Origin of the sequence: Pseudomonas sp. UBA6315 (assembly GCF_002438125.1) — a bacterium.
In the GTDB taxonomy this organism is placed as follows: Bacteria; Pseudomonadota; Gammaproteobacteria; order Pseudomonadales; family Pseudomonadaceae; genus Aquipseudomonas; species Aquipseudomonas faucium.
Window position 1 is genome coordinate 1 of record NZ_DJTF01000153.1, and the last position, 24,336, is coordinate 24,336.

General features: G+C 66.3%; 20 protein-coding genes and 1 tRNA gene. 12 read left to right on the plus strand and 9 right to left on the minus strand.

Going from position 1 to position 24,336, the window contains the following annotated elements; genetic code table 11:
• Window positions 1-2 precede the first annotated feature (2 nt).
• Window positions 3-398 carry a ribosomal protein S18-alanine N-acetyltransferase gene (gene rimI, locus B3E94_RS17945; protein WP_286914521.1) on the plus strand — a complete coding sequence of 132 codons (396 nt, stop codon included), beginning with the start codon at window positions 3-5 and terminating at the stop codon, window positions 396-398.
• A gap of 109 nt (window positions 399-507) precedes the next feature.
• Here rimI and B3E94_RS17950 read toward each other — a convergent pair whose 3' ends face one another.
• On the minus strand, window positions 508-1,662 hold the full coding sequence (locus tag B3E94_RS17950; protein WP_286914523.1) for a hypothetical protein: 1,155 nt from the start codon (window positions 1,660-1,662) through the stop codon (window positions 508-510).
• Window positions 1,663-1,729: 67 nt separating this feature from the next.
• Between B3E94_RS17950 and B3E94_RS17955 the strand changes: the two genes are divergently transcribed.
• On the plus strand, window positions 1,730-2,311 hold the full coding sequence (locus B3E94_RS17955) for a D-Ala-D-Ala carboxypeptidase family metallohydrolase (protein ID WP_176512193.1): 582 nt from the start codon (window positions 1,730-1,732) through the stop codon (window positions 2,309-2,311).
• Here the strand turns inward: B3E94_RS17955 and B3E94_RS17960 are convergent.
• Window positions 2,251-3,165 carry a LysR substrate-binding domain-containing protein gene (locus B3E94_RS17960; RefSeq protein ID WP_236236457.1) on the minus strand — a complete coding sequence of 305 codons (915 nt, stop codon included), beginning with the start codon at window positions 3,163-3,165 and terminating at the stop codon, window positions 2,251-2,253. The two genes, B3E94_RS17955 and B3E94_RS17960, sit on opposite strands and share 61 nt — an antisense overlap.
• A 249-nt stretch (window positions 3,166-3,414) precedes the next feature.
• Here B3E94_RS17960 and B3E94_RS17965 point away from each other — a divergent pair, with 249 nt between their 5' ends.
• Window positions 3,415-4,026, plus strand: a complete 612-nt coding sequence (locus tag B3E94_RS17965) for a LysE family translocator (protein WP_176512191.1) — start codon at window positions 3,415-3,417, stop codon at window positions 4,024-4,026.
• 69 nt (window positions 4,027-4,095) lie between these two features.
• On the opposite strand, the gene B3E94_RS17970 is transcribed toward B3E94_RS17965, so the two are convergent.
• Both B3E94_RS17970 and B3E94_RS17975 read right to left on the minus strand, forming a co-directional pair.
• A tRNA-Met gene (locus B3E94_RS17970) sits at window positions 4,096-4,172 on the minus strand.
• A 95-nt stretch (window positions 4,173-4,267) separates the two neighbouring features.
• Window positions 4,268-5,200 carry a FecR family protein gene (locus B3E94_RS17975; RefSeq protein ID WP_286914524.1) on the minus strand — a complete coding sequence of 311 codons (933 nt, stop codon included), beginning with the start codon at window positions 5,198-5,200 and terminating at the stop codon, window positions 4,268-4,270.
• Between the two features lie 180 nt (window positions 5,201-5,380).
• Here B3E94_RS17975 and B3E94_RS17980 point away from each other — a divergent pair, with 180 nt between their 5' ends.
• The 3 genes from B3E94_RS17980 (at window position 5,381) to B3E94_RS17990 (ending at window position 10,673) form a co-directional block, all read left to right on the plus strand.
• Window positions 5,381-6,592: an MFS transporter gene (locus B3E94_RS17980; protein ID WP_176512189.1), complete on the plus strand. Its 1,212-nt coding sequence runs from the start codon at window positions 5,381-5,383 to the stop codon at window positions 6,590-6,592.
• A 392-nt stretch (window positions 6,593-6,984) separates the two neighbouring features.
• A complete protein-coding gene (locus B3E94_RS17985; protein WP_176512187.1) occupies window positions 6,985-8,145 on the plus strand; it encodes an MFS transporter in 1,161 nt (386 codons plus the stop codon).
• A 125-nt stretch (window positions 8,146-8,270) separates the two neighbouring features.
• Entirely contained in the window at window positions 8,271-10,673 is a 2,403-nt protein-coding gene (locus tag B3E94_RS17990; protein WP_286914525.1) for a DUF3772 domain-containing protein, read from the plus strand.
• Between the two features lie 134 nt (window positions 10,674-10,807).
• Here B3E94_RS17990 and B3E94_RS17995 read toward each other — a convergent pair whose 3' ends face one another.
• From B3E94_RS17995 to B3E94_RS18005, 3 genes are all read right to left on the minus strand, one after another.
• A complete protein-coding gene (locus B3E94_RS17995) occupies window positions 10,808-12,238 on the minus strand; it encodes an aldehyde dehydrogenase family protein (RefSeq protein WP_286914526.1) in 1,431 nt (476 codons plus the stop codon).
• 13 nt (window positions 12,239-12,251) lie between these two features.
• On the minus strand, window positions 12,252-13,751 hold the full coding sequence (locus B3E94_RS18000; protein ID WP_236236461.1) for a purine-cytosine permease family protein: 1,500 nt from the start codon (window positions 13,749-13,751) through the stop codon (window positions 12,252-12,254).
• 94 nt (window positions 13,752-13,845) lie between these two features.
• A complete protein-coding gene (locus B3E94_RS18005) occupies window positions 13,846-14,235 on the minus strand; it encodes a YybH family protein (protein WP_286914527.1) in 390 nt (129 codons plus the stop codon).
• A gap of 341 nt (window positions 14,236-14,576) precedes the next feature.
• Between B3E94_RS18005 and ppk2 the strand changes: the two genes are divergently transcribed.
• From ppk2 to B3E94_RS18035, 6 genes are read left to right on the plus strand one after another with little or no spacing between them, the layout of a single operon-like run.
• Complete coding sequence (ppk2, locus tag B3E94_RS18010) at window positions 14,577-15,395, plus strand: polyphosphate kinase 2 (RefSeq protein WP_176512182.1); 819 nt, start codon at window positions 14,577-14,579, stop codon at window positions 15,393-15,395.
• A gap of 31 nt (window positions 15,396-15,426) precedes the next feature.
• Entirely contained in the window at window positions 15,427-16,623 is a 1,197-nt protein-coding gene (locus B3E94_RS18015; protein ID WP_286914529.1) for a monovalent cation:proton antiporter-2 (CPA2) family protein, read from the plus strand.
• Between the two features lie 40 nt (window positions 16,624-16,663).
• Window positions 16,664-17,761 (plus strand): AI-2E family transporter, encoded by a 1,098-nt coding sequence (locus tag B3E94_RS18020; RefSeq protein ID WP_176512180.1) that lies wholly within the window; start codon window positions 16,664-16,666, stop codon window positions 17,759-17,761.
• A complete protein-coding gene (locus B3E94_RS18025) occupies window positions 17,758-19,275 on the plus strand; it encodes an efflux transporter outer membrane subunit (RefSeq protein WP_286914530.1) in 1,518 nt (505 codons plus the stop codon). The genes B3E94_RS18020 and B3E94_RS18025 overlap by 4 nt, the downstream gene beginning before the upstream one ends.
• A complete protein-coding gene (locus tag B3E94_RS18030) occupies window positions 19,272-20,381 on the plus strand; it encodes an HlyD family secretion protein (protein WP_286914531.1) in 1,110 nt (369 codons plus the stop codon). Before B3E94_RS18025 ends, B3E94_RS18030 begins: the two co-directional genes overlap by 4 nt.
• A complete protein-coding gene (locus B3E94_RS18035) occupies window positions 20,371-21,381 on the plus strand; it encodes a DUF2955 domain-containing protein (RefSeq protein ID WP_286914532.1) in 1,011 nt (336 codons plus the stop codon). The genes B3E94_RS18030 and B3E94_RS18035 overlap by 11 nt, the downstream gene beginning before the upstream one ends.
• A 118-nt stretch (window positions 21,382-21,499) precedes the next feature.
• Here B3E94_RS18035 and B3E94_RS18040 read toward each other — a convergent pair whose 3' ends face one another.
• Complete coding sequence (locus tag B3E94_RS18040) at window positions 21,500-23,221, minus strand: SulP family inorganic anion transporter (protein ID WP_286914534.1); 1,722 nt, start codon at window positions 23,219-23,221, stop codon at window positions 21,500-21,502.
• Between the two features lie 194 nt (window positions 23,222-23,415).
• On the minus strand, window positions 23,416-24,336 hold a 921-nt coding region (gene ychF / locus B3E94_RS18045), incomplete at its 5' end, for a redox-regulated ATPase YchF (RefSeq protein ID WP_286914535.1).

A 24,336-nucleotide genomic window follows, 5' to 3' on the forward strand; every position in this document is an offset into this window, starting at 1 on the left:
AGATCGAATATGCCGCGTTCAGCCACCCCTGGACCCGCGGCATCTTCCAGGATGCGCTCAAGTCCTACGAAGTGTGGTTGATGTTCGATGGCCAGCAGCAGGTGGGGCATGGGGTGATCAACGTGATCATCGACGAGGCGCACCTGCTCAATATCACCGTCAAGCCCGAGAACCAGGGCTGCGGCCTGGGCTTGCGCCTGCTCGAGCACCTGATGGCGCGGGCCTACCAGCTCAATGGACGGGAGTGCTTCCTGGAAGTGCGGGCCAGCAACCAGTCGGCGTATCGGTTGTACGAGCGCTATGGCTTCAATGAAATTGGCCGGCGGCGGGATTACTACCCGGTGGCGGGCGGGCGCGAAGATGCGCTGGTGATGGCCTGCACCTTGCTCGAAGACTGATCGTCGCGGCCCTATCGCCGGCAAGCCGGCTCCCACACTGATCCTGGGGCCTGTGGGATCCTTGTGGGAGCCGGCTTGCCGGCGATAGGGCCAGTACAGGCAATACCGATCAAAGCCCCTGCAACCCCTCGACCGGCTTGCGCAAATCCATCAGGCTTCTTTTCACGCCCCCGCTATTGCACTTGGCCGCCGCCTGCTCCGGCGTGTACTGGCGCACGGTGCGGAAGAACAGCTCGCAGGTCTGCTTCTTCTGCGCCACCTGCCACTTGTCCGAGCACGCCTGCAGGGTCGAGCGGGCATCGGCCTGCTGATTACGCCCCATTCCCGCCTGCCAGCACGCCGCCGTCAGGTCCTGGCCCATCATCTTCAGCCCCGCCGCATCGGCCTCGTCCTGGTTGCCGCCGTGGCTGTCCTTGTCTGCCGCATACCAGATCGCGCTGGGGTGGTTCGCGCCCAGCACCGGTACCGTGGCGCCCGCTTGCGGGCTGATGCCGACCAGGCCCAGCACAGCCACCTGAGGCCCGTATTGCTGTTGGATCCAGCTGCGCACCGGGGCGCCGAAGGCCACCATCGGCAGGGGCTTGCTGGCGTCTTGCAGAGTCATTTCCCGGACCATGCGCAGCTGATAGTCCTTGAAGTAGCTGTAGGTGCCCTTCAGGGCGTCGCCTGCGCTGGCCGGTGCGGCGATCGGGGCGATGTCGATGATGGTCTGGTAGGCCGCTGTCTGGCTGGCTGGCACGCCGTTGAAGGTCAGCAGCTCGGCCCAGCGGTCGGTGGTGTTGGAGCGCAGGTAGTCCTGGGCCTGGGTCAGCGAATAGTCGGGCGGGAAGTGCAGCAGTTCGATGCTGCGCCGGTTCTGCAGGGCCATGCCCAGCGGCAGGAACAGGTACCAGTCGTAGGACCATTTGCCGTCCTTGTTCAGCTGGCTGGCGCCCTGGTAGGCCAGCTCGCCGCTGTCGAGCAGCTGGCGCAGCGGCTCGGCATAGCTGGCGGGCACCTGGCTGATGGTCGCGTGCAGGCGGTCATCCTGGCGGCTCACCTGCACCTGTGCGTTGGCGTGGCCATCGCGGCGCACGCTCTGGGTCAGGTAGTGCTCGACGGTCTGCTCCAGCGTCCAGTCGCGAAAGCAGATCACGTGGCAGTTGTTGGGGTAGGCGAACAGGCGGGTGACGCGCTGGCTGTCGCCCAGGTCGATGCGCGCATCTGCCAGGGCCACGCCGCTGAAGGCGAGGGCGGCCAGGCTCGGTAAGGCCATCTTGTGCATGCTTAACTCCTTGTCAGCAGCCGCCAGGGTTGGCGGCCGTGCTCATGGTGGAGCAGGGGGAGCAGGAATGAAACGTGCAAAAGGCGGGTTGATGGCGCTGGCGTTGCTGATGGGCACGGCCCAGGCCGATGAGCGCGACCTGTGGATGTTCGCCCAGTGGGCCGGGGACCATCAGACCCGGCCCTTTCGTGAAATGCTGGTGCAGGCCCGCCTGTATGGTGTGGTGCCGATTCACCAGCTGCTGCGCTCGGCCTCCGACTGGAAGCTGTGCCGGGCTTCACCGTTTGCCGTGCCGCCGTCTGCCAACTGGCCGGCGGTGCGCTCGACGCTGGCGCTGCTCAAGGCCCTTGGCGAGCAAGGCATCCTGCGCCAGTTCGAGGTGGTGTCCGCCTACCGCGAGCCCAGCCTCAACCGCTGCGCCGGCGGCGCCGTGGGCAGCGCCCATAGCCGTGCCTTCGCGGTCGACATGCTGCTGCCGGGCGGGGCCGACCCCAACCCGCTGTGCCGCTTCTGGCAGCAATACGGGCAGGCCTGGAACATGGGCCTGGGGCGTTATCCCACGGGGCGCATCCACATCGACACGGCCGGTTACCGCACCTGGGGCGGCGATGGCAGCGCCGGTTCGTCGTTCTGCGTCAAACCCAGCTGAGCGAGGCAGGCCTGGCTTTCGCCTACCACCCAGTCGGCGAAGCGCTGGCGCTTGCCGCCATCGCCTAGCGGCTGCGGGCTGAGCAGGTGGTAGCTGGAGCCATCGCGCAGGAAGCCGAAGGGGGCGTGCAGCTGCCCGCTGTCGAGTTCGTCGCGCACCATCAGTGCCGAGGCGATCGCCAGGCCCAGGCCTGCGCTGGCGGCCTGCAGCGACAAATAGAAGTGCTGGTAATCGCTGCGTTGGCTGCGGCGCAACGGCTGGCCGCTCAGGCGCAGCCAGTCGGGCCAGGCGCTTGGGCGGGTGCTGCTGTGCAGCAGGCGCTGGCCTTCGAGCGCGGTGCCGGCATCGCGGCAAACCGGGCCGATCCATTCGTCGCAGACCTTGCGGCTGTGCACGCTGCCTGGCCAGTGGAAGTCATCGCGGCGCAGCGCCAGGTCGATACCGTTGCGCGCGAAGTCCACCGGGCCACCGGCGGCCACCAGGTGCAGGTGCAAGTCTGGGTGTGCGGCGTGGAAGCGGGGCAGGCGCGGGATCAGCCAGCGCATGGCGATGGTCGGTTCGCAGGACAGCACCAGCACATTGTCGCGCTCTTGCTGCTGCAGGCGCTGCACGGCGCCTTCGAGTTGTTCGAAGATCGCCTGGGTGGTGCCATGCAAAGTGCGGCCGGCGGGGGTGAGGAACAGGGCGCGGTTGCGCCGCTCGAACAGCTCGATGCCCAGGCTTTCCTCGAGCAGGCGCACCTGGCGGCTGACCGCGCCGTGGGTGACGTGCAGGCGCTCGGCGGCGCGCACGAAGCTTTCGGTTTCGGCGGCGATGTCGAAGTAGCGCAAGGCGCTGAGTGGGGGCAGTTTCATAGGGGGCCTGTGTTGTCAGTGCGGGCCTCTTCGCGGGCAAGCCCGCTCCCACAGGTTCATCACTTGCCTGCAAACCGGTGGTGTACTTGTGGGAGCGGGCTTGCCCCGCGAAGAGGCCCGCACTGGCAATGAATATCTGTGAAAAAAACTAGCAGATCAGCGCCACTATAAATCGATTTTCCAGAAATTATCCGACCTCGATAATCAGCGCCTCTGTGCATTTTCATCGCCTATCGAGGACGCTTTCCCGTGACCGAACTACTCGCCGTAGCCCTATTCACCATCCTGGCCGTGATCAGCCCAGGCGCTGATTTCGCCATGGTCACCCGCAGCAGTTATGCCCAGGGCCGCAAGGCTGGCCTCGCGGCGGCGGTGGGCATTGCCCTGGGCGTGCAGGTGCACGTGCTGTACACGGTGCTGGGCATCGCCGTGATCATCAGCCAGAGCCCGGCGCTGTTCCTGGCCATGAAGGTGCTCGGCGCGGGCTACCTGATCTACCTGGGCTACCAGTCGCTCACCAACACCGCGCGCCTGAGCCTGGAGGGGCAGGCATCGGGGGCGAGCCTGCTGGCCGTGCTGCGCACCGGTTTCCTGACCAACGCACTGAACCCCAAGACCATGCTGTTCGTGATCAGCGCCTACACCCAGGTGGTGCAGCCAGGCGCGCCCCTGGCGCTGGATTTCGCCTATGGCGCGTTCATGTCGTTCGCCCACTGGGCGTGGTTCAGCCTGGTGGCGGTGTTCTTTTCGAGTGCGGGGCTGCGCAAGGCGATGATCGAGCGCCAGCGGGTGGTCGACCGGGTGATCGGCGTGGCATTGATCGGGCTGGGCCTGGCCGTGGTGGTGGCCGGCGTGCGCTGAGGGGAGGGCGCTGAACTTTTCTTCAGGCAAAAGAAAAGGGCCTACCTTGCGGTAAGCCCTTTTCAAGTTTGGTGGCTACACAGGGACTTGAACCCCGGACCCCAGCATTATGAATGCTATGCTCTAACCAACTGAGCTATGTAGCCGATGGCGCGCATTATTCCCTTGTGATGACCCTGTGTCAACACTCATTTCAAAAAAAATTTACACGCTTTCAAAAACTTAGCCGCCAAGGCCGGTGCTAGCGCACGATCAGCCACTGGCCGAGCACGTCATAGAGCTGCAGCTGCTGCGCGCCGGCCAGGGCCGCGAGGGTTTCGCCGGGGCGGTCGAGGTTGAAATCGCCACTCACGCGCCGGTAGGCCACTTGATCATCCAGCAACCACACGCGCCGGCCCTGGTAACTGGCCAGGCGTTCGATGACCTGGCCAAGCGGCATCTCGACGGCGTGCAGTTGGCCTGAGCGCCAGGCGTCTGCAGCCTTTACATCGGCCTTCTGCACCGAGCCGATCCGCGCCTCGTTGAATGTCACCCGCTCGCCTGCGCCGAGCATGCGCTGGTCGGCGCCCTGAACGATCATCGCCTTGCCGTTGAACACCACCAGCTCGTCATGCCCGGCATGGCGGGCCACCATCAGCCGGGTGCCGAACACCTGGATGCGCGCATCGTCCACCTGCACCTCCAGGGCGCGGCCGTCGAGCTTCACCTCCAGGTACACCTGGCCCTGCACCAGCTGCAGGTGCCGCGTGCGCCCGCGCAAATCCACATTCATCGCGCTGGCGCTGTCCAGGTGCAGGGTCGAGCCATCGGCCAGGCGCTGGCTGCGGCGCTCGCCGGCGTCGGTGTGCAGCTCGCTGCCCAGGCGCTGCATCAGTGGCCAGTACAGGTACGCCAGCGCCCCGAGCAGCAGCAGAAACAGCACGCCCAGCAGCAGGCCCAGGCGGCTGCGCTTTAGCACCAGCAGCTGCGGCCGCGGCCGGGCAGGGGGCGCCTGCAGCTGCTGCCAGCAGGCTTCGAGCTCGGCATAGGCGTGGGCATTGAGCGGCGCCTGGCACCACTGGGCGAAGGCCTGGCGTTCGCGTTCATCGCAGCCGGGTTGGCGCAGGCGTGAAAACCATTCCAGAGCTTCCTGCTGGGGATCGGCCTGAATCTGCGTGGCGGGCATCGGGCTCATGGGTCGGTGTGCTCGCATAAGGGCGGTTTCGCCCAACGATTACGGGGATGTCGGGCGAAGATGCTAATTATATTGAGAACCATTTACAAGTACGCGACGACAGAGGGATAAAAAAGGTAGCTATGTATCTATTTGTTTCCCGATAATCGGATCCCAACCCAGCGGACGGAATCCAAGCCCATGGCCATCAGCAGCACCCCCTCCGCCAGCACCGGTTCGGCGAGCCAAGCCAACCCGCTGGTAATGCGCATCATCGCCTTCTGCGCCCTGGCGCACCTGATCAACGACCTTATCCAGTCGGTACTGCCGGCGATCTACCCGATGCTCAAGGCCAACTACAACCTGAGCTTCGCCCAGATCGGCCTGATTACCCTGACGTTCCAGGTCACCGCCTCGCTGCTGCAGCCCTGGGTCGGCTTCTTCACCGACCGCCGGCCGGCGCCGAACCTGCTGCCGCTGGGCACTTTGTGCACCCTGGTGGGCATCGTCATGCTGGCGTTCGTCGGCAGCTTCCCGATGATTCTCCTGGCGTCGGCACTGGTGGGTATCGGTTCGTCGACCTTCCACCCGGAAACCTCGCGCATTGCGCGGCTGGCCTCGGGCGGGCGCTTTGGCCTGGCCCAGTCGACCTTCCAGGTGGGCGGCAATGCCGGCTCCGCGTTCGGCCCGCTGCTGGCGGCGGCCATCGTCATCCCCTTCGGCCAGACCCACGTGGCCTGGTTCGGCGTGGCCGGATTGCTGTTCTTCGCCGTGACCCTGATGCTGCGCCGCTGGTACAAGGAGCACCTCAACCAGGCCAAGGCCCGCAAGGCAGTGCAGGCTACCCATGGCATTTCTCGCCAGCGGGTGATCGCGGCCCTGATCGTGCTGGGCCTGCTGGTGTTCTCCAAGTACTTCTATATGGCCAGCTTCACCAGCTACTTCACCTTCTACCTGATCGAGAAGTTCGGCCTGTCGGTGGCCAGCTCGCAGCTGCACCTGTTCCTGTTCCTCGGCGCGGTGGCGGCCGGCACCTTCTTCGGCGGGCCGATCGGTGACCGCATCGGGCGCAAGGCGGTGATCTGGTTCTCGATCCTGGGGGTGGCGCCGTTCACCCTGGCGCTGCCCTATGCGGACCTGTTCTGGACCACCGTGCTCAGCGTGGTGATCGGCTTCATCCTGGCCTCGGCGTTTTCGGCGATCGTGGTGTATGCCCAGGAGCTGGTGCCGGGTAGTGTGGGGATGATTGCCGGGATCTTCTTCGGGCTGATGTTCGGCTTTGGCGGGATTGGCGCGGCGCTGCTGGGGTACCTGGCGGATTTGCGTGGTATCGAGTACGTGTATGGGCTGTGCTCGTTCTTGCCGTTGTTCGGGCTGTTGGCGGTGTTTTTGCCCAATACTGGCAAGCGCTGAAGGGGGTGGGGCTGCGTTGCAGCCCGATCGCCGGCAAGCCGGCTCCCACAATGAGCGCGGCGCTGCTGATTTGTGTGAGAGCCGGCTGGCCGGCGATTGACGACGCAACCTGGCTGGCCTAGAGTGCCGCCTCTTTTCCCCCCACCTGCGTAGTATCCAAGCAATGCGCCGTACCCAAAGCCTCCCCCATGCCCGCCAGCCTGCCCTCCAGGCCATGCGTCGCGCGTGGCCGAGCGACACGGTGCTCAAGCGTCGGCGCAGCGTGCTGTTTGCCTTCACTTTCTCGCCACACCTTGCCCTGAACTGACCGCGCCCCTGCGCCATCCGCCGTCCCGGCGTGCGCGTGGGCGCCTGTATTTGCGCGTCTTTTCGGTTTTTGCTTGGAGTGGTACATGAACATGCGTTTGCTGGCGGGCCTTCTGTTCGCCGTTTCGGTGGTTGGCTTCAGCCTGGGGGCCAGCCTGCCGCTGGTGTCGTTGCGCCTGCACGAAGCCGGTGCCGGCACCCTGGAAATCGGCATCATCTCGGCCATTCCCGCTGCCGGCATGATGCTCTCGGCATTCATGGTCGACAGCTGCTGCCGGCTGCTGACCCGGCGCACCATCTACCTGCTGTGCTTCAGCCTGTGCACGGTCAGCATCGCCCTGCTCGAATCGGCATTCGACTCGCTGTGGCTGCTGGCCGTGCTGCGCCTGGGGCTGGGCATCGGCATGGGCATCGCCATCATCCTCGGCGAGTCCTGGGTCAACGAACTGTGCCCCGACCACAACCGCGGCAAGATCATGGCGCTGTACGCCACCAGCTTCACCGGCTTCCAGGTGCTGGGCCCGGCGCTGTTGGCGCTGCTCGGCGCCGACAGCCCGTGGATCACCGGGGTGGTGACGGTGTGCTACGGCCTGGCCTTGCTGTGCATCCTGTTCACGGTGCCAAACGATCACGTCGAGCATGGCGATGAAGGCGAGAAGAGCTTCGGCCTGGCCGGGTTCTTCCGGGTGGCGCCGGCGCTGTGCGTGGCGGTGTTGTTCTTCTCGTTCTTCGATGCGGTGGTACTGTCGCTGCTGCCGGTGTATGCCACCAGCCATGGCTTTGCCGTGGGTGTGGCGGCGCTGATGGTGACCGTGGTGTTCGCCGGTGACATGGTCTTCCAGCTGCCCCTGGGCTGGCTGGCCGACCGGGTCGAGCGCACCGGGCTGCACCTGGTGTGCGGGCTGGTGGCGATGGCGATCGGCATCGCCTTGCCCTGGCTGCTGGACATGACCTGGCTGCTGTGGCCGTTGCTGGTGGTGCTGGGCGCGGTGGCGGGGGGCATCTATACCCTGGCGCTGGTGTTGATCGGGCAGCGCTTCAAGGGCCAGGACCTGGTCACGGCCAATGCCAGCGTCGGCCTGCTATGGGGTGTCGGCAGCCTGATCGGGCCGCTGCTCAGCGGCGCAGCGATGGATGTGGCGCCGCACGGGCTGCCGATGGCGCTGGCGATCATGGCCGGGCTGTTCGTGTGCTTTGCCCGGCAGTCGTACCGCCGGGCGGGCAGGCTGCGCGCCGTGACGGACTGAAGCGGCGGCCACTTTCTTCAGCTTCGGGGCAATGGCGCAGGATTGTTGCGAGCAACGGCACTCTTCTGTTGGCCACAAGCCGCGTAGAATCCACCGCCTGATCGAAATGTAAAGAGGAACATTCGATGAGGCGTTTCTGCCTTGCCCGTTTTTACCTGGGTGTCATGACCCTGATGCTGGCATTGGCCAGCCCGGCCTGGTCGGCACCCGCCACCCCGGTGTCCACCCTGGCCGCAGCCGAACTGCCGATGCTGGAGGAGGACGCCAGCTACGCGCAGCTCAATGACCGGCTCGACCAGATTCGCCAGGGCGTGACCAGCAATGCCAACGACGACCTGTTGTCGCAATTGCGCCTGGGCGCCATGCAGGTCCAGCGCCAGGCAGATGCCTTGAGCACCTTGCGCGCCGCCGATGTGCAGAAGCTCGACGACAAGCTCAAGGTCATCGGCCCGCCGCAACCGGACGAGGCGCAGAGCCTGACCTTGCAGCGCAAGGAGCTCGAAGCCGAGAAGAAAGCGCTGCTCGCCGAGCAGGAGCAGGCCGCCAAGCTGACCCAGTCGGCCCGCGACCTGTCCACCCAGATCGTCAACTTGCGCCGCAGCCAGTTCAACTCCCAGGTCACCAGCCGCGCCACCAGCCCGCTGACCCCGGCCTTCTGGAAGTCGTTGATCCGCCCCACCGACGATGACGTCATGCGCCTGCGCGACCTGCGCGGCGAGGCCGCCGATGCCGTGGCCAGCGCCTTGAGCCCCGAGCACCGCTGGTTCTTCATCACCAGCCTGGTGGCGGCGATTTTGGTGTGGACCCTGGTGCGCCGCGTGCTCGAACGCCTGCTCGCCGACGCCATGGTGCGCTGGCTGCCTGAAGGCCGCCTGCGCCGCAGCGCCCTGGCGCTGAGCGTGAGCCTGGCCACCCTGGGCACCATCGCCGGCTCCGTGTCGTTGTTGCGCTGGGGCCTGGAAAGCAGCTCCGAGCTGGGCTCCGATGTCGCCAGCCTGACCAACCACATCCTTGCCCTGGTGGTGTTCAGCGCCTTCATCTCCGGCCTGGGCCGCGCCATGTTGATGCTGCAGCGCCCGTCGTGGCGCCTGCCGCCGATCGCTGACGAAGTGGCCAGTGCCCTTGGCTGGTTCCCCAAGATACTGGCCCTGGCGCTGATGGTGATGTTGACCATGGAGCGCATCAACAGCGTGATCGGCACCAGCCTTGCGCTGACCGTGGCCACCAACGGCCTGACCGCGCTGGTGGTGGTGGTGATCTTTTCGGCGGCGCTGGTGCGCTACCGCCGCACCCGGCGCATCCACCAACTGGAGCGCGCCACTGGCCTGGCCGGGTTGCTGCCGTTCGTGCTGGTGGTGTGGGTCGCGCTGATCACCCTGGCCTTGCTGGCCGGCTACCTGACCCTGGCGTATTTCCTCGCGGCCAAGCTGTTGTGGATCAGCGTGGTGGCCACCTGCGCCTACCTGTTGACCACCTTCCTGGGCGACCTGTGCGAGACGTTGCTGTCGCCCCGCCAGCCTGGCGGCCTGGCGCTGGCCTCGACCTTGGGCCTGGCACCGCGCCATCAGGCGCAGGCCAGCACCATCCTCAGCGGCATCGCCCGCACCGTGCTGTTGCTGCTGGCCCTGCTGCTGGCGCTGATGCCTTCGGGCACCAGCCCCAGCGAGCTGTTGCTGAGCCTGGGCGATTGGGACGGCACCGGTGGCAAGCTGCTCGGCAACCTGAACATCGTGCCGCAGGACATCCTGCTGGCCATGGCGATCTTCTTCGGTGGCCTGTTCGCCATTCGCGTGATCAAGCGCTGGCTGAGCGAACGCCTGCTGCCCGATACCGACATGGACGCCGGCATGCGCGCCTCGCTGGTGACCCTGGTGGGTTACTTGGGCTTCCTGTTCCTGGCCATGCTGGTGATGTCGACGCTGCACATCAACCTCACCAGCCTGACCTGGGTGGTCAGTGCGTTGTCGGTGGGTATCGGTTTCGGCTTGCAGCAGATCGTGCAGAACTTCATTTCCGGCCTGATCCTGCTCACCGAGCGCCCGGTGAAGGTGGGCGATTGGGTGAGCCTGGCCGGCGTCGAGGGCGACATCCGCCGGATCAACGTGCGCGCCACCGAGATCCAGATGTCCGACCGCTCCACGGTGATCGTGCCCAACTCGCAGTTCATCTCGCAGAACGTGCGCAACGTGACCATGGGCAATGCCCTGGGCGTGGTCGGCGTTACCCTGACCCTGCCCCTGGAGACCGATGCCAACCGCGTGCGCGAGGTGTTGCTCAAGGCCTTCCACGAGCACGAGGCGGTGCTTGATGCGCCATCGCCGTCGGTTACCTTCAAGGACCTGACCAGCAATGGCATGGTGATCGGGGTGAGTGGTTACGTGGCGTCGCCGCGGCAGGTGTCGGGGGCGCGCAGCGACTTGCTGTTCACCATCCTTGGGCAGTTGCGCGACGAGGGCATTGCCTTGTCTTCGCCGCAGAGCATGGTGCTGGTGCAGGAAGGGGCGCGGCCGGCTGACGAGCCGGCGTGAAACGGGGGCCGCCGGGCGGCCCATTCGCGGGACAAGCCCGCTCCCACAGGTAGCCCACTGTCCATCAGGCGGTGAACATCCTGTGGGAGCGGGCTTGCCCCGCGAACGGGCTGCACAGCAGCCCGCTGCGGTCGTCAGCCCAGACAGCGCGTCACATGCTTCACCGACAGATACCCCGACAACCCCCAAGGCCCGAGCTCACGCCCGATCCCGCTGCCCTTGGTGCCGCCCCAGGACGTTTCGACGAACACCGCCTGCACCGAGTTGATCCACACATGGCCCACTTCCAGCGCATCGGCCACGCGCTCGACGCGCGCCAGGTCTGCCGAGCAGACGGTGGCCACCAGGCCGAAGCGGCTGTCGTTGGCCTCGGCAATCGCCTGCTCTTCGCTGGCGAAGCGCCGTGCGCACAGCACCGGGCCGAAGATTTCCTCGCTCCACAGACGGCTTTGCTTGGGCACATCGGCATATAGCGTGGGGCTGACGAACCAGCCGTCGCGGTCCAGCGCCTTGCCGCCGGCCAGGCACTGCAGGCCTTCTTCGCGGGCGGTGGCGAAGTAGCTGGCCACCTTCAGCCATTGCGCCTGGCTGGTCAGCGGCCCCATGTCCACTTCTTCACTCAGCGGGTTGCCCACGCGCAGTTTTTCCATTGCCTGTTGCAGGCGCGGCAGCAGGGCATCGGCGATGCCGTCCTGCACCAGCAGGCGCGAGGTGGCCGAGCACATCTGCCCGGCGTTCCAGGTGATGCCGGCGACGATCCATTCCACCGCCTGGTCGACGTCGCAGTCATCGAACACCACGATCGCCGACTTGCCGCCCAGCTCCAGGGTCACCGGCCGGCACTGCGCCGAAGCGCTGCGCATCACCTGGCTGCCGACACTGTTGCTGCCGGTGAACGACAGCTTGTCCAGGCCGTTGTGGCTGCTCAGGGCGGCGCCGGTTTCGGCCTTGCCGTTGACGATGTTCAGCACGCCGGCCGGCAGGCCCAGGGTATCGGCGATCTGGCCGTAGGCCTGCTCGATCAGCGGGGTGATTTCCGAGGGCTTGAGCACCACGGTGCAGCCTGCGGCCAGGGCCGGGGCGAGCTTCCAGGCGCTGGTCACCAGGGGGAAGTTCCACGGCACGATCAGGCCGACCACGCCCACCGGCTCCAGGCGCGTGCGGGCGGTGAAGCCGGGGGCGGCCAGGGGCACTTCGCGGTTCTTTTCCGGCAACTGCTCGGCCAGTTGCGCGTAGTAGGCGAAGGTGGCAATGGCGTCGTCCAGGTCGATTTCGGCCTCGTGGCGCGGCTTGCCGTTGTTGCGCATCTGCAAGGCGATCAGCGCTTCGCGGCGTTCGCCGAGCTGCTCGGCAAAGCCACGCAGAAACGCCGCGCGGGTGCCGGCGCTGAGGGCTTTCCAGGAGGGCAGGGCGTCGCGGGCTGCGGCTACGGCCTGGTCCACCTGGGCGACGCTGGCGGCCATCATTTCGGCGAAGGGCACGCCCAGGGCCGGGTCATGCACGGTGATGCAGTCGCTGCCCTGGCCTTCGACCCAGCGGCCAGCGATGTAGTGGGAAGTGGTCATGGTCAGATTCCAGTCAGGCCATTTCGGCAGTGGTCACGGGCATGTGCCGGGTGCTTTTGCTGCGCACCCAGCGCGGGCCATTGGGGCCGTACACGCCAGCAGGTTCAGGGAACAGGTTGAGCAGCAGCAGGTACAGCACGCAGGCGATGCCCAGGGTGACCGGCAGGCTCAGGTCGATGCCGCCGGCCAGGTCGCCCAGCGGGCCGACGAACTGCCCCGGCAGGTTGACGAAGCACAGGCCGACCGCCGCGCTGGGGATCCACGCCCCCATGCCGCGCCAGTTCCAGCCATGCAGGAACCAGTAGTGGCCGCCGCGCTGGCCGCGGGTGAATACCTGCAGGTCGTCGGCGTGGTAGAAGCCGCGGCGGGTGATCAGGCCGAGGATCATGATCACCATCCACGGGCTGGTGCAGGTGATGATCAGCACGGCGAAGGTCGACACGCTCTGCACCAGGTTGAAGGTGAAGCGGCCGACGAAGATGAAACCGATGGCCAGCACACCGATCAGCAAGGTGGCGCCGGCGCGGCTGAGCAGGCGCGGGAACACGCTGGACATGTCCAGGCCGGTGCCGTACAGCGCGGTGGTGCCGGTGGACATGCCGCCGATCACCGCAATCAGGCACACCGGCAGGAAGAACCAGCTCGGCGCCACGGCCAGCAGGCCGCCGACGTAGTTGTTGGCGGCGATGTAGTCCGGAGCCTGGCTGGCCACCAGGGTGGCGGTGCACAGGCCGAACAGGAACGGGATCAGCGTGGCGCCCTGGGCGGCGATCACCGCCAGCATGATGCGCGCCTTGGGGGTCTGGCGCGGGATGTAGCGCGACCAGTCGCCGAGGAAGGCGCCGAACGACACCGGGTTGCTCATGGCCAGGATCGCTGCGCCGACGAAAGCGGCCCAGAAACCGGCCTGGCCGAGGTTGACGGTACCGGCGTAGCCGGCGTCGAACGGCCCGGCGAAGGCGACGATACCCAACAGGAACAGCAGGCTCGATGCCCACACGGCGATCTTGTTGACCCACAGCATGAAGCGGAAGCCAAAGATGCACACCACCAGCACCAGCACGGCGAACAGGCCGTAGGCCAGGCCCAGGGTCAGGTCGGTTTCCGGCAGCCCGGCCAGGCGCTTGGCGCCCCCGACCAGGGCATCGCCAGAGCTCCACACCGACAGCGAAAAGAACGCCACGGCGGTCAGCAGCGACAGGAACGAGCCGACGATGCGCCCGTGCACGCCGAAGTGGGCACCGGACGACACGGCGTTGTTGGTGCCGTTGAGCGCCCCGAACAGGCCCATGGGCGCAAGGATCAGCGCGCCCACGCCGACCCCGAGCAGGATCGCCCAGACCCCGGCCTGGAACGACAGCCCGAACAAGACCGGGAAGCTCCCCAGCACGGCGGTGGCGAAGGTGTTGGCGCCGCCGAAGATCAGGCGGAACAGGTCAAGCGGGGAGGCGTCGCGTTGATCGTCGGGGATCTGTTCGACGCCATTGGTCTCGATACCGGTCGAGTGGCTCATGGTGATGCTCCAGCGCGGTAGTTGTAGGCCGGTGCGGTGCACGGGCCCTATTGTGGGTGCGTTGGCAGGGCGGCAAGGCCGCGTAAAAGAGGGATCAGGCGGCGCTGACCACCGACAGGTGCTCGTGGCACGCCAGCCAGCGTTCGCCCTGGCGGCGGAAGACGATGGTCTCGCGCTCGTCGAGTTGGTGTTCCTCGCCGGCGATACGGATGTGCGTGGCCACATCGTGCATGAAGATCGCCACCTCACCCTGCAGGCTCAGCTGCACGTTGCTCGACCTGCAGCCGAGCACGGCAAAGCCCTCGGCTTGCCATTGGGCCCAGAGGTCTTGATAGGCACGGCGCGAAAGCAGCGGTTGCGCCAGGGTGTGGAAGAGGAAGGTGGCGTCTTCGCTGAAACAGGCGAAGTAGCGGGCGGTGTCGTTGCTGGCGAAGGCGGCGACGAGGTCGGCGGCAGCTTGCCGTACCTGGAGTGTCTGGTCCACGGGAGTGGCCTCACGGTTATTGTGATTGTGGTGAAGCGATTCTGGTGGGGAGCGCCAGGGGGAAAAATCGCTGGGGGGAAATAATTAGTTCAGGATTTTCTGAACCAATTTTCCATGATTCTTGCTGCATGAGCCGGACCTGTGGGAGCGGGCTTGCCCCGCGAAGGGGCCGCCACTGCCCTCAAAGCCTCAAAAATTATTTTTGATTGGTATCAAACGTTTTTCCGGGCTTCTATCCCGCGCCGACCGAGTGGCGTCATCGCTCGCTGCAATTGCCAGCGAAACGGCTAATTCCCGTGGATCGACCATACTCACTCTTCATTCGCTGCCAGGAGCCCGACATGTCCAAGACGTCCAGGAACAAAGGCCACACTGCCCCCGCGGAAAAGCTCACGGGCAAGGCTTATGAAAAAGACCTGAAGAACCTGCATGTCGAACTGGTGAAACTGCAGGAATGGGTGGTCGCCAAGGGCCTTAAGGTGTGCATCCTGTTCGAGGGCCGCGACGGTGCGGGCAAGGGCGGCACCATCAAGGCCATCACCGAGCGCGTCAGCCCGCGGGTGTTCCGCGTGGTGGCGCTGCCGGCGCCGACCGAGCGGGAAAAGACCCAGATGTACGCCCAGCGCTACCTCAACCACCTGCCGGCCGCCGGCGAGGTGGTGATCTTCGACCGCAGTTGGTACAACCGCGCCGGGGTCGAGCGGGTCATGGGCTTTTGCACCGAAGAGCAGGCCGACAAGTTTCTGGCCGTGGTGCCGCTGCTGGAAAAACTGATGGTCGAGTCGGGGATCATCCTCATCAAGTACTGGCTGGAAGTCAGCCCCGAGGAGCAGACCCGCCGCCTGCAGGACCGTATCAATGACGGGCGCAAGCTGTGGAAGCTGTCGCCCATGGACCTCAAGTCGTACAGCCGCTGGGACGATTACACCCGCGCCCGTGACGCGATGTTCGCCGCCTCCGATTCCTCCTGGGCGCCCTGGTTCATGGCTCATTCCGATGACAAGCGGCGCGCCCGGCTGAACATCATCAGCCACCTGCTGACACGCGTGCCTTACAAGGACATCACCCGCGAGCAGGTGGTCAAGCTGCCCAAGCGCGGCAAGATCGGCAAGTACAAGTCGGTGCCCTATCCCTTCAAAGTGATCGAAGAGCGCTTCTGATTCCCACCTGATGCTCCAGGGGGGCTGATCGATGCCGCACGATGGCAGCCTGCTACAGGCGACAGTCGTTTTCCTGTTGGCCGTGGTGCTTCTGGTACCGCTGGCGCAACGCTTGAAAATGGGCGCAGCGCCCGGCTACCTGCTGGCCGGCATTCTGATTGGGCCCTCGGTCCTTGGCTTGCTGGGCAACCCGGACAACGTCGCCCGCCTCTCGGAAATGGGCGTGGTCATGCTGTTGTTCGTGATCGGCCTGGAGCTCTCGCCCCGCCGCTTGTGGACCATGCGCCGGGCGTTGTTCGGCATCGGCTCGCTGCAGGTGGGGCTGACGGCCGTAGTGCTGGGCGCGCTGGCGTACTGGCTATTCGGCCAGTCGAAGGCGGCGGCGATCGTGCTGGGCGTGGGCCTGGCGCTGTCGTCCACCGCCTTCGGCCTGCAAGTGCTGGCCGAGCGCAAGGACCTGGGCAAGCCTCACGGCCGCTTGGCCGTGGCCATCCTGCTGTTCCAGGACATCGCCGCGATCCCGCTGATTGCCGTGGTGCCGCTGCTCGGCGGTGGCGCCAGCGTGGCCGACGAACGCAACTGGCCGATGCTGGCGGTTGCCGCTGGCATTGGCGTGGTGATCATCACGGGCCGTTACCTGCTGACGCCGGTGTTCAAATGGACCGTCGGCTCCGGGCTGCCCGAGTTGTCCACCGCCACTGCATTGCTGGTGGTGCTGGGCACTGCCTGGGTGATGGAGCATGTCGGGGTGTCCATGGCCCTGGGCGCCTTCCTGGCCGGGGTGCTGATGGCCGAATCGCCATTTCGCCATGAGCTGGAAACCCAGATCGAACCACTCAAGGGCTTGCTGCTGGGGCTGTTCTTCGTCGGCGTGGGCATGAGCGCCGACCTGCGCCTGCTGTTCTCCATGCCCCTGGCGGTGCTCGGGCTGACCCTGCTGCTGGTCAGCGTGAAGATGCCGCTGTTGTTCGCCCTGGGGCGCTCTGCCGGCGGGCTGAACCGGCCGCAGGCGCTGTGCCTGGGCGTGGTGCTGGCATCGGGCGGTGAATTCGCCTTCGTGGTGTTCAAGCTGGCGCTCGATCATCAGGTGCTGACGCGGCAGGTGCACGACCTGCTGGTGCTCGCCATCACCCTGTCGATGGCCGTGGTGCCGTTGGTGATGCTGGCCCTGGCGCGTCAATTGCGGGACGGCCCTGACCCCCAGGGTGCACCCGGAACGGGCGAATGAATGGCGCCACATGGCGCCCTGTATGTCTGGAGATTCAACCATGCAACAAGGATTCAAGCTGGACAGCGCGCTGTCGCGGGGCCTGCTCGATGTGCTGATCAAGGCTGGGTTGGTTGCCACGTTGGTGATCTTCTCCTTCCAGGTGTTCCAGCCATTTCTCGAGCTGATGCTGTGGGCGGTGATCCTGGCGGTCACGCTGTACCCCTTGCAGCAGCGCATCAAGAACGGCACCGGGCTCAAGGACGGCTACGCGGCGACCCTGGTGGTGCTGCTGGTGCTGGTGGTGTTGCTGGTGCCGATCTACCTGGTGGTGGTATCCATCGGCGAATCGGTGGACAGCCTGGTGACCCTGCTCAAGAGCGGCGCCTGGAGCGTGCCGACGCCGCCCGACTCGGTGGCCAGCTGGCCGTTGATCGGGCCGAAGCTGCATGCCTTCTGGCTGTCGGCCTCGCAGAGCCTGGCGCCGATCATGAACAACCTGATGCCCTATCTGAAGGGCGCGGGGCTGACGGTGCTCGGCGCTGCAGCCAGCGCGGGCGCAGCCTTTTTGCTGTTCATCGGGGCGATCATCATCTCCGGGGTGATCATGGCCTTCGGCGCCCGTGGCGAGATCGCCTCGCAACGCATTGCCATGCGCGTTTCCGGTGAGGAGCGCGGCAAGCCGCTGGCCAAGTTGTGCACCGCGACCATTCGCGCGGTGGCCCAGGGGGTGATCGGCATCGCCTTCATCCAGATGCTGCTGATTGGCGTCGGCTTCGTGGTCAAGGGCGTGCCCGGGGCCGGGATGCTGGCCATCGCCGTGCTCATGCTGGGCATTGCCCAGGCGCCGGCGACCTTGGTCACGCTGCCGGTGATCCTGTATGTGTTTCATGCCGAGGGCTTCACCGCCGCGACCATCTTCTTCGCCATCTACACCTTCGTCGCCGGCCTTGCCGACAACGTGCTCAAGCCGATGCTGCTGGGGCGCGGGGTGGATGTGCCGATGCCGGTGGTGCTGATCGGGGCGTTGGGCGGCATGGTGGTCAAGGGCATCATCGGCCTGTTCATCGGCCCGGTGATTCTCGGCGTGACCTACGTGCTGTTCTGGCAGTGGGTGGCGCTGCAGGTACCGGAAACCCCTGCCGAGCCGGGCGCGTGAGGCATCGCGGCACCTGGCCTGCTGCGTGCCATGCCGTCAGCCTGCTCGCCCTGCTGGCCGGCTGCACCCAGGTCGGCCCGGATTTCCAGCCGCCGCAGGACCCTTGGCTGGCGAGCTGGAACACGCCACTGCTGGACCAGGCCGGGCGGCCCGCCGCAGCGCCAGACCTGCAGCAGTGGTGGGCGGTGTTCGCCGACCCAACCCTGGATGCACTGATCGCCGAAGCCGACGCCCACAACAGCAACCTGCGGGTTGCCGGCCTGCGCATCGCCGAGGCCCGCGCGCAACTGGCCATCGTGCAGACCGGGCGTTATCCACAGCTGCAGCAGCTGCGTGCGCAAAGCCTGTACCTCAAGCAGAACCAGTCGGGCACCGCCAGCGCCCGCGACTCGGTGTTCTGGCAGTCCAGCGCGGGCTTCGACATCGGCTGGGAAATCGACTTCTGGGGGCGCTTCAGCCGCGCCATCGAGAGCGCCGACGCGGCCTACTTCGCCTCCCAGGCCAACTACGCCGACGCCATGGTGCTGCTGCGTGCCCAGGTGGCCGATACCTACTTCGCCGTGCGCACCACCGAAGCGCGCCTGGCGATTGCCGTGGAGAACGCCAGGCGCCAGGCGCGTAGCCTGGAAATCACCGAACGGCTGTTCCGCCACGGCGAGAACGACGAGCTGGACTGGCAGCAGGCGCGCACCCAGTACCTGGCCACCCAGGCCACCATCCCCGAGTTCGAGAACCAGCTCAATGCCCTGCATAACGTGCTCTGCTCGCTGCTCGGCCGCCCGCCTGGGCCGCTGCCGGAGCTGCAGGCGCGGCACGGCCAGTTGCCGCTGCCCGACCGCGCCGTGCTGCAGGACGTACCCGCCAACCTGCTGCTGCGCCGCCCGGATGTGCGCGCCGCCGAGCAGGCAGTGGCGGCGCAGTCGGCCCTGGTCGGGGTCGCCGAAGCGGACCTTTATCCACAGATCAGCCTGCTCGGCAGCATCGGCTGGAGCTTCGCCTCGGCCAGCCACCTGCCCAACAGCTTCGACCTGGCGGCCGGGCCGAGCCTGATCTGGAACCCGTTCGACTACGGCCGGCGCAAGAACGCCGTGCGCGTGGAGGATGCGCGCCTGCAGCAACTGCTCGAGCTGTACCACCAGGGCGTGCGCGAAGCGGCGCGCGAGGCCGACGATGCCGCCAGCGGCCTGGTGCGCTCGCTGCAGAGTGCAACCATCCGCCAGGATGCTTCGCAGGCGGCGCAGCGCTCGTTGAACCTGGCCAGCTCGCAATACCGCGAAGGCTTCGCCGACTTCCAGCGCGTGCTCGATGCCCAGCAACTGTTGCTGCAGCAGCAGGATGGCTACCTGGTCAGCCGTGGCAATGCGGTGAGCAGCCTGGTGAGTTTGTACAAGGCGCTGGGCGGCGGCTGGGATACCCGCCACGCGCCCATCGACCCCGCAACGCGTCAGCAGATGCAACAACGTACCGACTGGGGCGATCTGCTCGACGCCCCTGAACAGGGTGAAAGCCAATGAGCGACAACAAGCAAACGCCCCCCGCACAGGCCCCAGCCCCAGCCCCGGACCGCGGCATGCGCTGGGTGCTGTTGGTCATCGTCGTGAGCCTGGTCTGGTACCTGCTCGCCGACCGCTTCACACCTTATACCCAGCAGGCCCGCCTGCAGGCCTACGTGGTGCCGGTGGCGGCCGAGGTCGCCGGGGCGGTCACGCGCGTGGCGGTGGGCAACAACCAGGAGGTGCAGCGCGGCGACGTGTTGTTCGAACTGGACCAGGAGCAGTACCGCATCGCCCTGGCGCGCGCCGAGGCCGACCTCGATACCGTGCGCCGGCAGATTGGTGCCAACACCGCCGGCATCGATTCGGCCCAGGCGGCGCTGCTGGCGGCCCAGGCCAACGAGCGCAAGGCGCGCCAGGATGCCGAGCGGCTCAAGCGGCTGATCGAGGAAGACCCGGGCACGGTGTCGGTGCGCCGCCTGGAAGGCGCCCAGGCCACCCGCGACCAGGCCATCAGCAAGGTGGCATCGGCCCGCGCCGAAGTGGCCCGGGCGCGTGAGCAGCAAGGCGGTGGCGAGGCCGACAACGCACAGTTGCGCAGCGCAGCGGCCACTGTCGAAAAGGCCCGGCTGGACCTTGCCCGCACCGTGGTGCGTGCTGAAGCCAACGGGCTGATCACCGACCTGCGTACCGACGTCGGCCACTACGTGGGCGCCGGCACGCCGATGATGACCCTGATTGCTATCCATGACGTGTGGATCAGTGCCGACATGACCGAGAACAACCTGGGCCGGCTGCGCCCGGGGGTGCCGGTGCTGGTGGTGCTCGATTCGATGCCGGGCCAAGTGCTGAAAGGGCGAGTGCGCAGCATCGGCTATGGCGTGAGCGTCGGCCAGAGCACGCCACCGGGCAGCTTGCCGACGGTGCAGAACAGCCGCGAGTGGTTGCGCTCGGCGCAGCGCTTCCCGGTGATCGTCGAACTCGACCGCGACCAGTTGCAGGACCGTTCCGGCCTGCGGGTGGGCGGCCAGGCAGAAGTCATGGCATTGCCCGGCGAGGGCAACCCGCTGAACCTGCTGGGCCGGCTGTTCATGTGGCTGATGAGCTGGCTGGCCTATGCCTATTGAGCTGCGCCGCCTGCGTGCGCTGCGCCTGGCCTGGGGCGTGGCGCTGTGCCTGGCGGCGAGCTTCGGCCTGGGGCTGCCGATACCGATCCTGGCGCCGGTGTTCGCGCTGTTGCTGTTGGCCATGCGCAGCCAGCCGCTGCCCTTGCGCGCCGCACCGCTGCTGGCCGTACTGGTGCTGCTCGCTTGCGGCAGCGGCCTGTTGCTGATTCCGCTGCTGCGCCACGCGCCGGTGAGTGGGGTGCTGCTGGTCGGCGTCGGCGTGTTCCTGGTGCTGCGCTATGCGCTCAAAGGGGGCAATGGCCTGCTGGCCAACCTGCTGGTCATCGGCCTGACCATGATCGCCGCAGCCGGCACCGGCGATTTCACCCTGGCTTTGTCGGTGGTCGAGGCGTTGGCCAAGGGCATGTTGCTGGCGGTGCTCGGGAGTGCACTTGCCCACGTGCTGTTTCCCGAGCCCCTGGATGCGCCTGCACAGCCGTCGCCGCCGTCGCTCGCCAGCGCGGATGTGAGCTGGGTCGCCCTGCGCGCCACGCTGATCGTCATGCCGGCGTTTCTGCTGGCGCTGATTGCGCCGGACCAATTCATGCCGCTGATCATGAAGTCGGTGAGCCTGGGCCAGCAGGCCGAGGAGACCCGCGCCCGCCACGCCAGCCGCGAGCTGATTGGCTCGACCTTGCTGGCTGGGGTGCTGGCGATACTGATGTGGGGGGCGTTGAGTGTGTTCGTGCACCTGTGGATGTTTTTCCTCTGGGTGCTGCTGTTCACGTTGTGGCAGGCGCGGCGGCTGTACCGCGTGGTGGCGACCCGGCATAGCCCGGGTTACTGGGTGAGTTGCCTGACGACGATGCTGATATTGCTGGGGCAATCAGTGCAGGACAGTGCGGGAGGGCAGGATGTGTACCGGGCCTTTGCCGTGCGCATGGCGTTGTTTCTTGCGGTGTCGGTGTATGCCAGTGCCATGGTGAGCTGGATCGATCGGCGCAGGGTGCGGGCTGTTTAGTTGCCAGTTCCGGCCTCTTCGCGGGGCAAGCCCGCTCCCACAGGTACATTGAGATCCCGAGCTTGATGCTGTTCTTGTGGGAGCGGGCTTGCTCCGCGAAGAGGCCTGAGCAGACAACTCAAGGCTTCCAGTCCACCCCGGTCTCTGCCAGGTAAGCATCCACAGCAGCCCCGACAGTGGGGTGGAACGCGGTCTCACCCATGTGCTGGAACAACCCGAACCGCTTCATCTTGTCCTTCACCGGGTCTTTCATCTCGGCAAACTGCAGCTCCACCCCGCGCGCCTCCAGCGCCCGGTCCAGCTCGGCGAGCATGTCTGCGGAGGTGACGTCGATGCTGGTCACAGGCTCCGCCGCGATCACCAGCCGTTGCACCGGGGTAGGGGACTCATCCACGGCGCCCAGTACCGTGTTCTGAAACTGCTCGGCATTGGCAAAGAACAGCGGCGCATCCCAGCGCAGCAGCACGAACCCCGGGATGCGCCGCGCCTGTGGATAACGTTGCACGTCATGGTAACCGCGGGTGCCGTCGACCCGCCCGAGCACGGCGTAATGCGGGCGCCAGCCGTCCCACAGGAATTCGATCACCGAGATCGCCACGGCAATGCAGATGCCGGGGATGGCACCGAACACCGCAACGCCGACGAAGCAGGTGAACGACAGCCAGAATTCCCATTGCTGCATACGGAAGATGCGCTTGAGGTCGGCAAACTCGAACAGCCCCAGCGCCGCGGCAATCACCACGGCGGCCAGTGCGCTGGTGGGCAGGTGCTGCATCAGGTTGGGTGCCACCAACAGCAGCAGGGTGACCGCCAGCGCACCGATGATGCCGGTGAGCTGGGTTTTCGAGCCCGCCGCTTCCGCCACCGGTGTACGCGACGAACTGCTGCTGATGGGGATGCCCTGGAACAGGCCGGCAGCCAGGTTCGCCACGCCCAGGCCGAACATCTCCTGGTTCGGGTCGACCGGGGTCTTCAGGCGCGCCGCGTAGGTGCGTGACAGCACGCTGGTGTCGGCGAACGACACCAGGGCCACGGCGATGCCGCCCAGCAGCACCTCCACCAGGTCGATGTCGGTCACCCAAGGGAAGACCAGGCTCGGCAGCCCCTGCGGCAGTTGGCCGAGCACTTTCACGCCCAGTTGGTCGAGCTTGAACAGGCTCACCGCCAACGTCGCCAGCACCACGGCGATCAGGATGCCCGGCAGGCGCTTGAACGGCTTGAGCAACAGGATCAGCGCGAGGCATCCGGCGCCGATGGCAAAGCTCGGCCAGTGCCCTTGGCCTGCGAGCAACGCCTGGGCCAGGTGCCAGAGGTCACGAAGCGGCCCTTGGCTGTCGACGGAAAGGCCGAACAGCTTGGGCAGCTGGCTGATCAGCACGGTCAGGGCGATGCCATTCATGTAGCCATAGCGGATCGGCTTGGATAGCAATTCGGTGATGAAGCCCAGGCGCAGCAACCCGGCGATCACGCAGAAGGCGCCGGCCACCAGGGCCATCATGCTGGCGATGGCGATCGCTCGCTGCGGGTCGCTGGCCGCGTACTGCACCACCACGGCCAGGATCGGCGCAGCCAGTGCCGAGTCCGGGCCGAGCACGAGGATGCGGCTGGGGCCGAACAGGGCGTAGGCCAGCAGCGGGATGATGGTGGCGTAGAGGCCATAGATGCCGGGAACCCCGGACGCTTCGGCGTAGGCGATGCCCACGGGCACCAGCATGGTGGTCAGCACAAGACCAGCGGCGATGTCCTTGGGCAGCCAGGCCAGCTGGTAATGCATGAGGGTGGCCAGGCCGGGTAACCAGCGTTGCCAGTCGAAGCGGGGGCGGGGTGGGGTTTGAGGCATGGTCGAGGCTCCGGGAAGAGGGCGCATCAACCGCGCTGGGCTCTTGCGAGAGTCAGCTTAGTGTACGGAGGGCGGAAACGGCGGCGCCCCCTTCGCCGGCAAGCCGGCTCCCACAGGTTGGTCACTGTTCTCGAGGACAGTGCCATGGCTGTGGGAGCCGGCTTGCCGGCGAAGGGGGCGCCGCAGGTGTTGCGTTATACGTTGAAGCGGAAGTGCATCACATCGCCGTCCTTGACGATGTAGTCCTTGCCTTCCAGGCGCCATTTGCCGGCTTCCTTGGCACCGCCTTCACCCTTGAACTGGATGAAGTCGTCATAGGCCACCACTTCGGCGCGGATGAAGCCTTTTTCGAAGTCGGTGTGGATCACGCCAGCGGCCTGCGGCGCGGTGGCGCCGACGCGCACGGTCCAGGCACGCACTTCCTGCACGCCGGCAGTGAAGTAGGTCTGCAGGTTCAGCAGCTCGTAACCGGCGCGGATCACGCGGTTCAGGCCAGGCTCTTCCAGGCCCAGGGCCTCAAGGAACATGTCCTTCTCCTCGCCGTCGTCGAGCTCGGCGATTTCGGCTTCGATCTTGTTGCACACCGGCACCACCACCGCGCCTTCTTCCTCGGCGATGGCCTTGACCACGTCCAGGTGCGGGTTGTTGTCGAAGCCGTCCTCGGCGACGTTGGCGATGTACATCACAGGCTTGCTGGTCAGCAGGTGGAAGCCACGGATGACGGCCTTCTCGTCGTCAACCATGTTCTTCATCAGGCTGCGTGCCGGCTTGCCTTCGGTGAAGTGCGGGATCAGTTTTTCCAGGATGGCCTTTTGCGCCAGGTCATCCTTGTCGCCGCCCTTGGCGTTGCGGGCAACCTTCTGCAGTTGCTTCTCGCAGCTGTCGAGGTCGGCGAAGATCAGCTCCAGGTCGATGATCTCGATGTCGCGCTTGGGGTCGACGCTGTTGGAAACGTGAATCACGTTCTCGTCTTCGAAGCAGCGCACCACGTGGGCGATGGCGTCGGTCTCGCGGATGTTGGCGAGGAACTTGTTGCCCAGGCCTTCACCCTTCGAAGCACCGGCCACCAGGCCTGCGATGTCGACGAACTCCATGGTGGTCGGCAGGATGCGGTT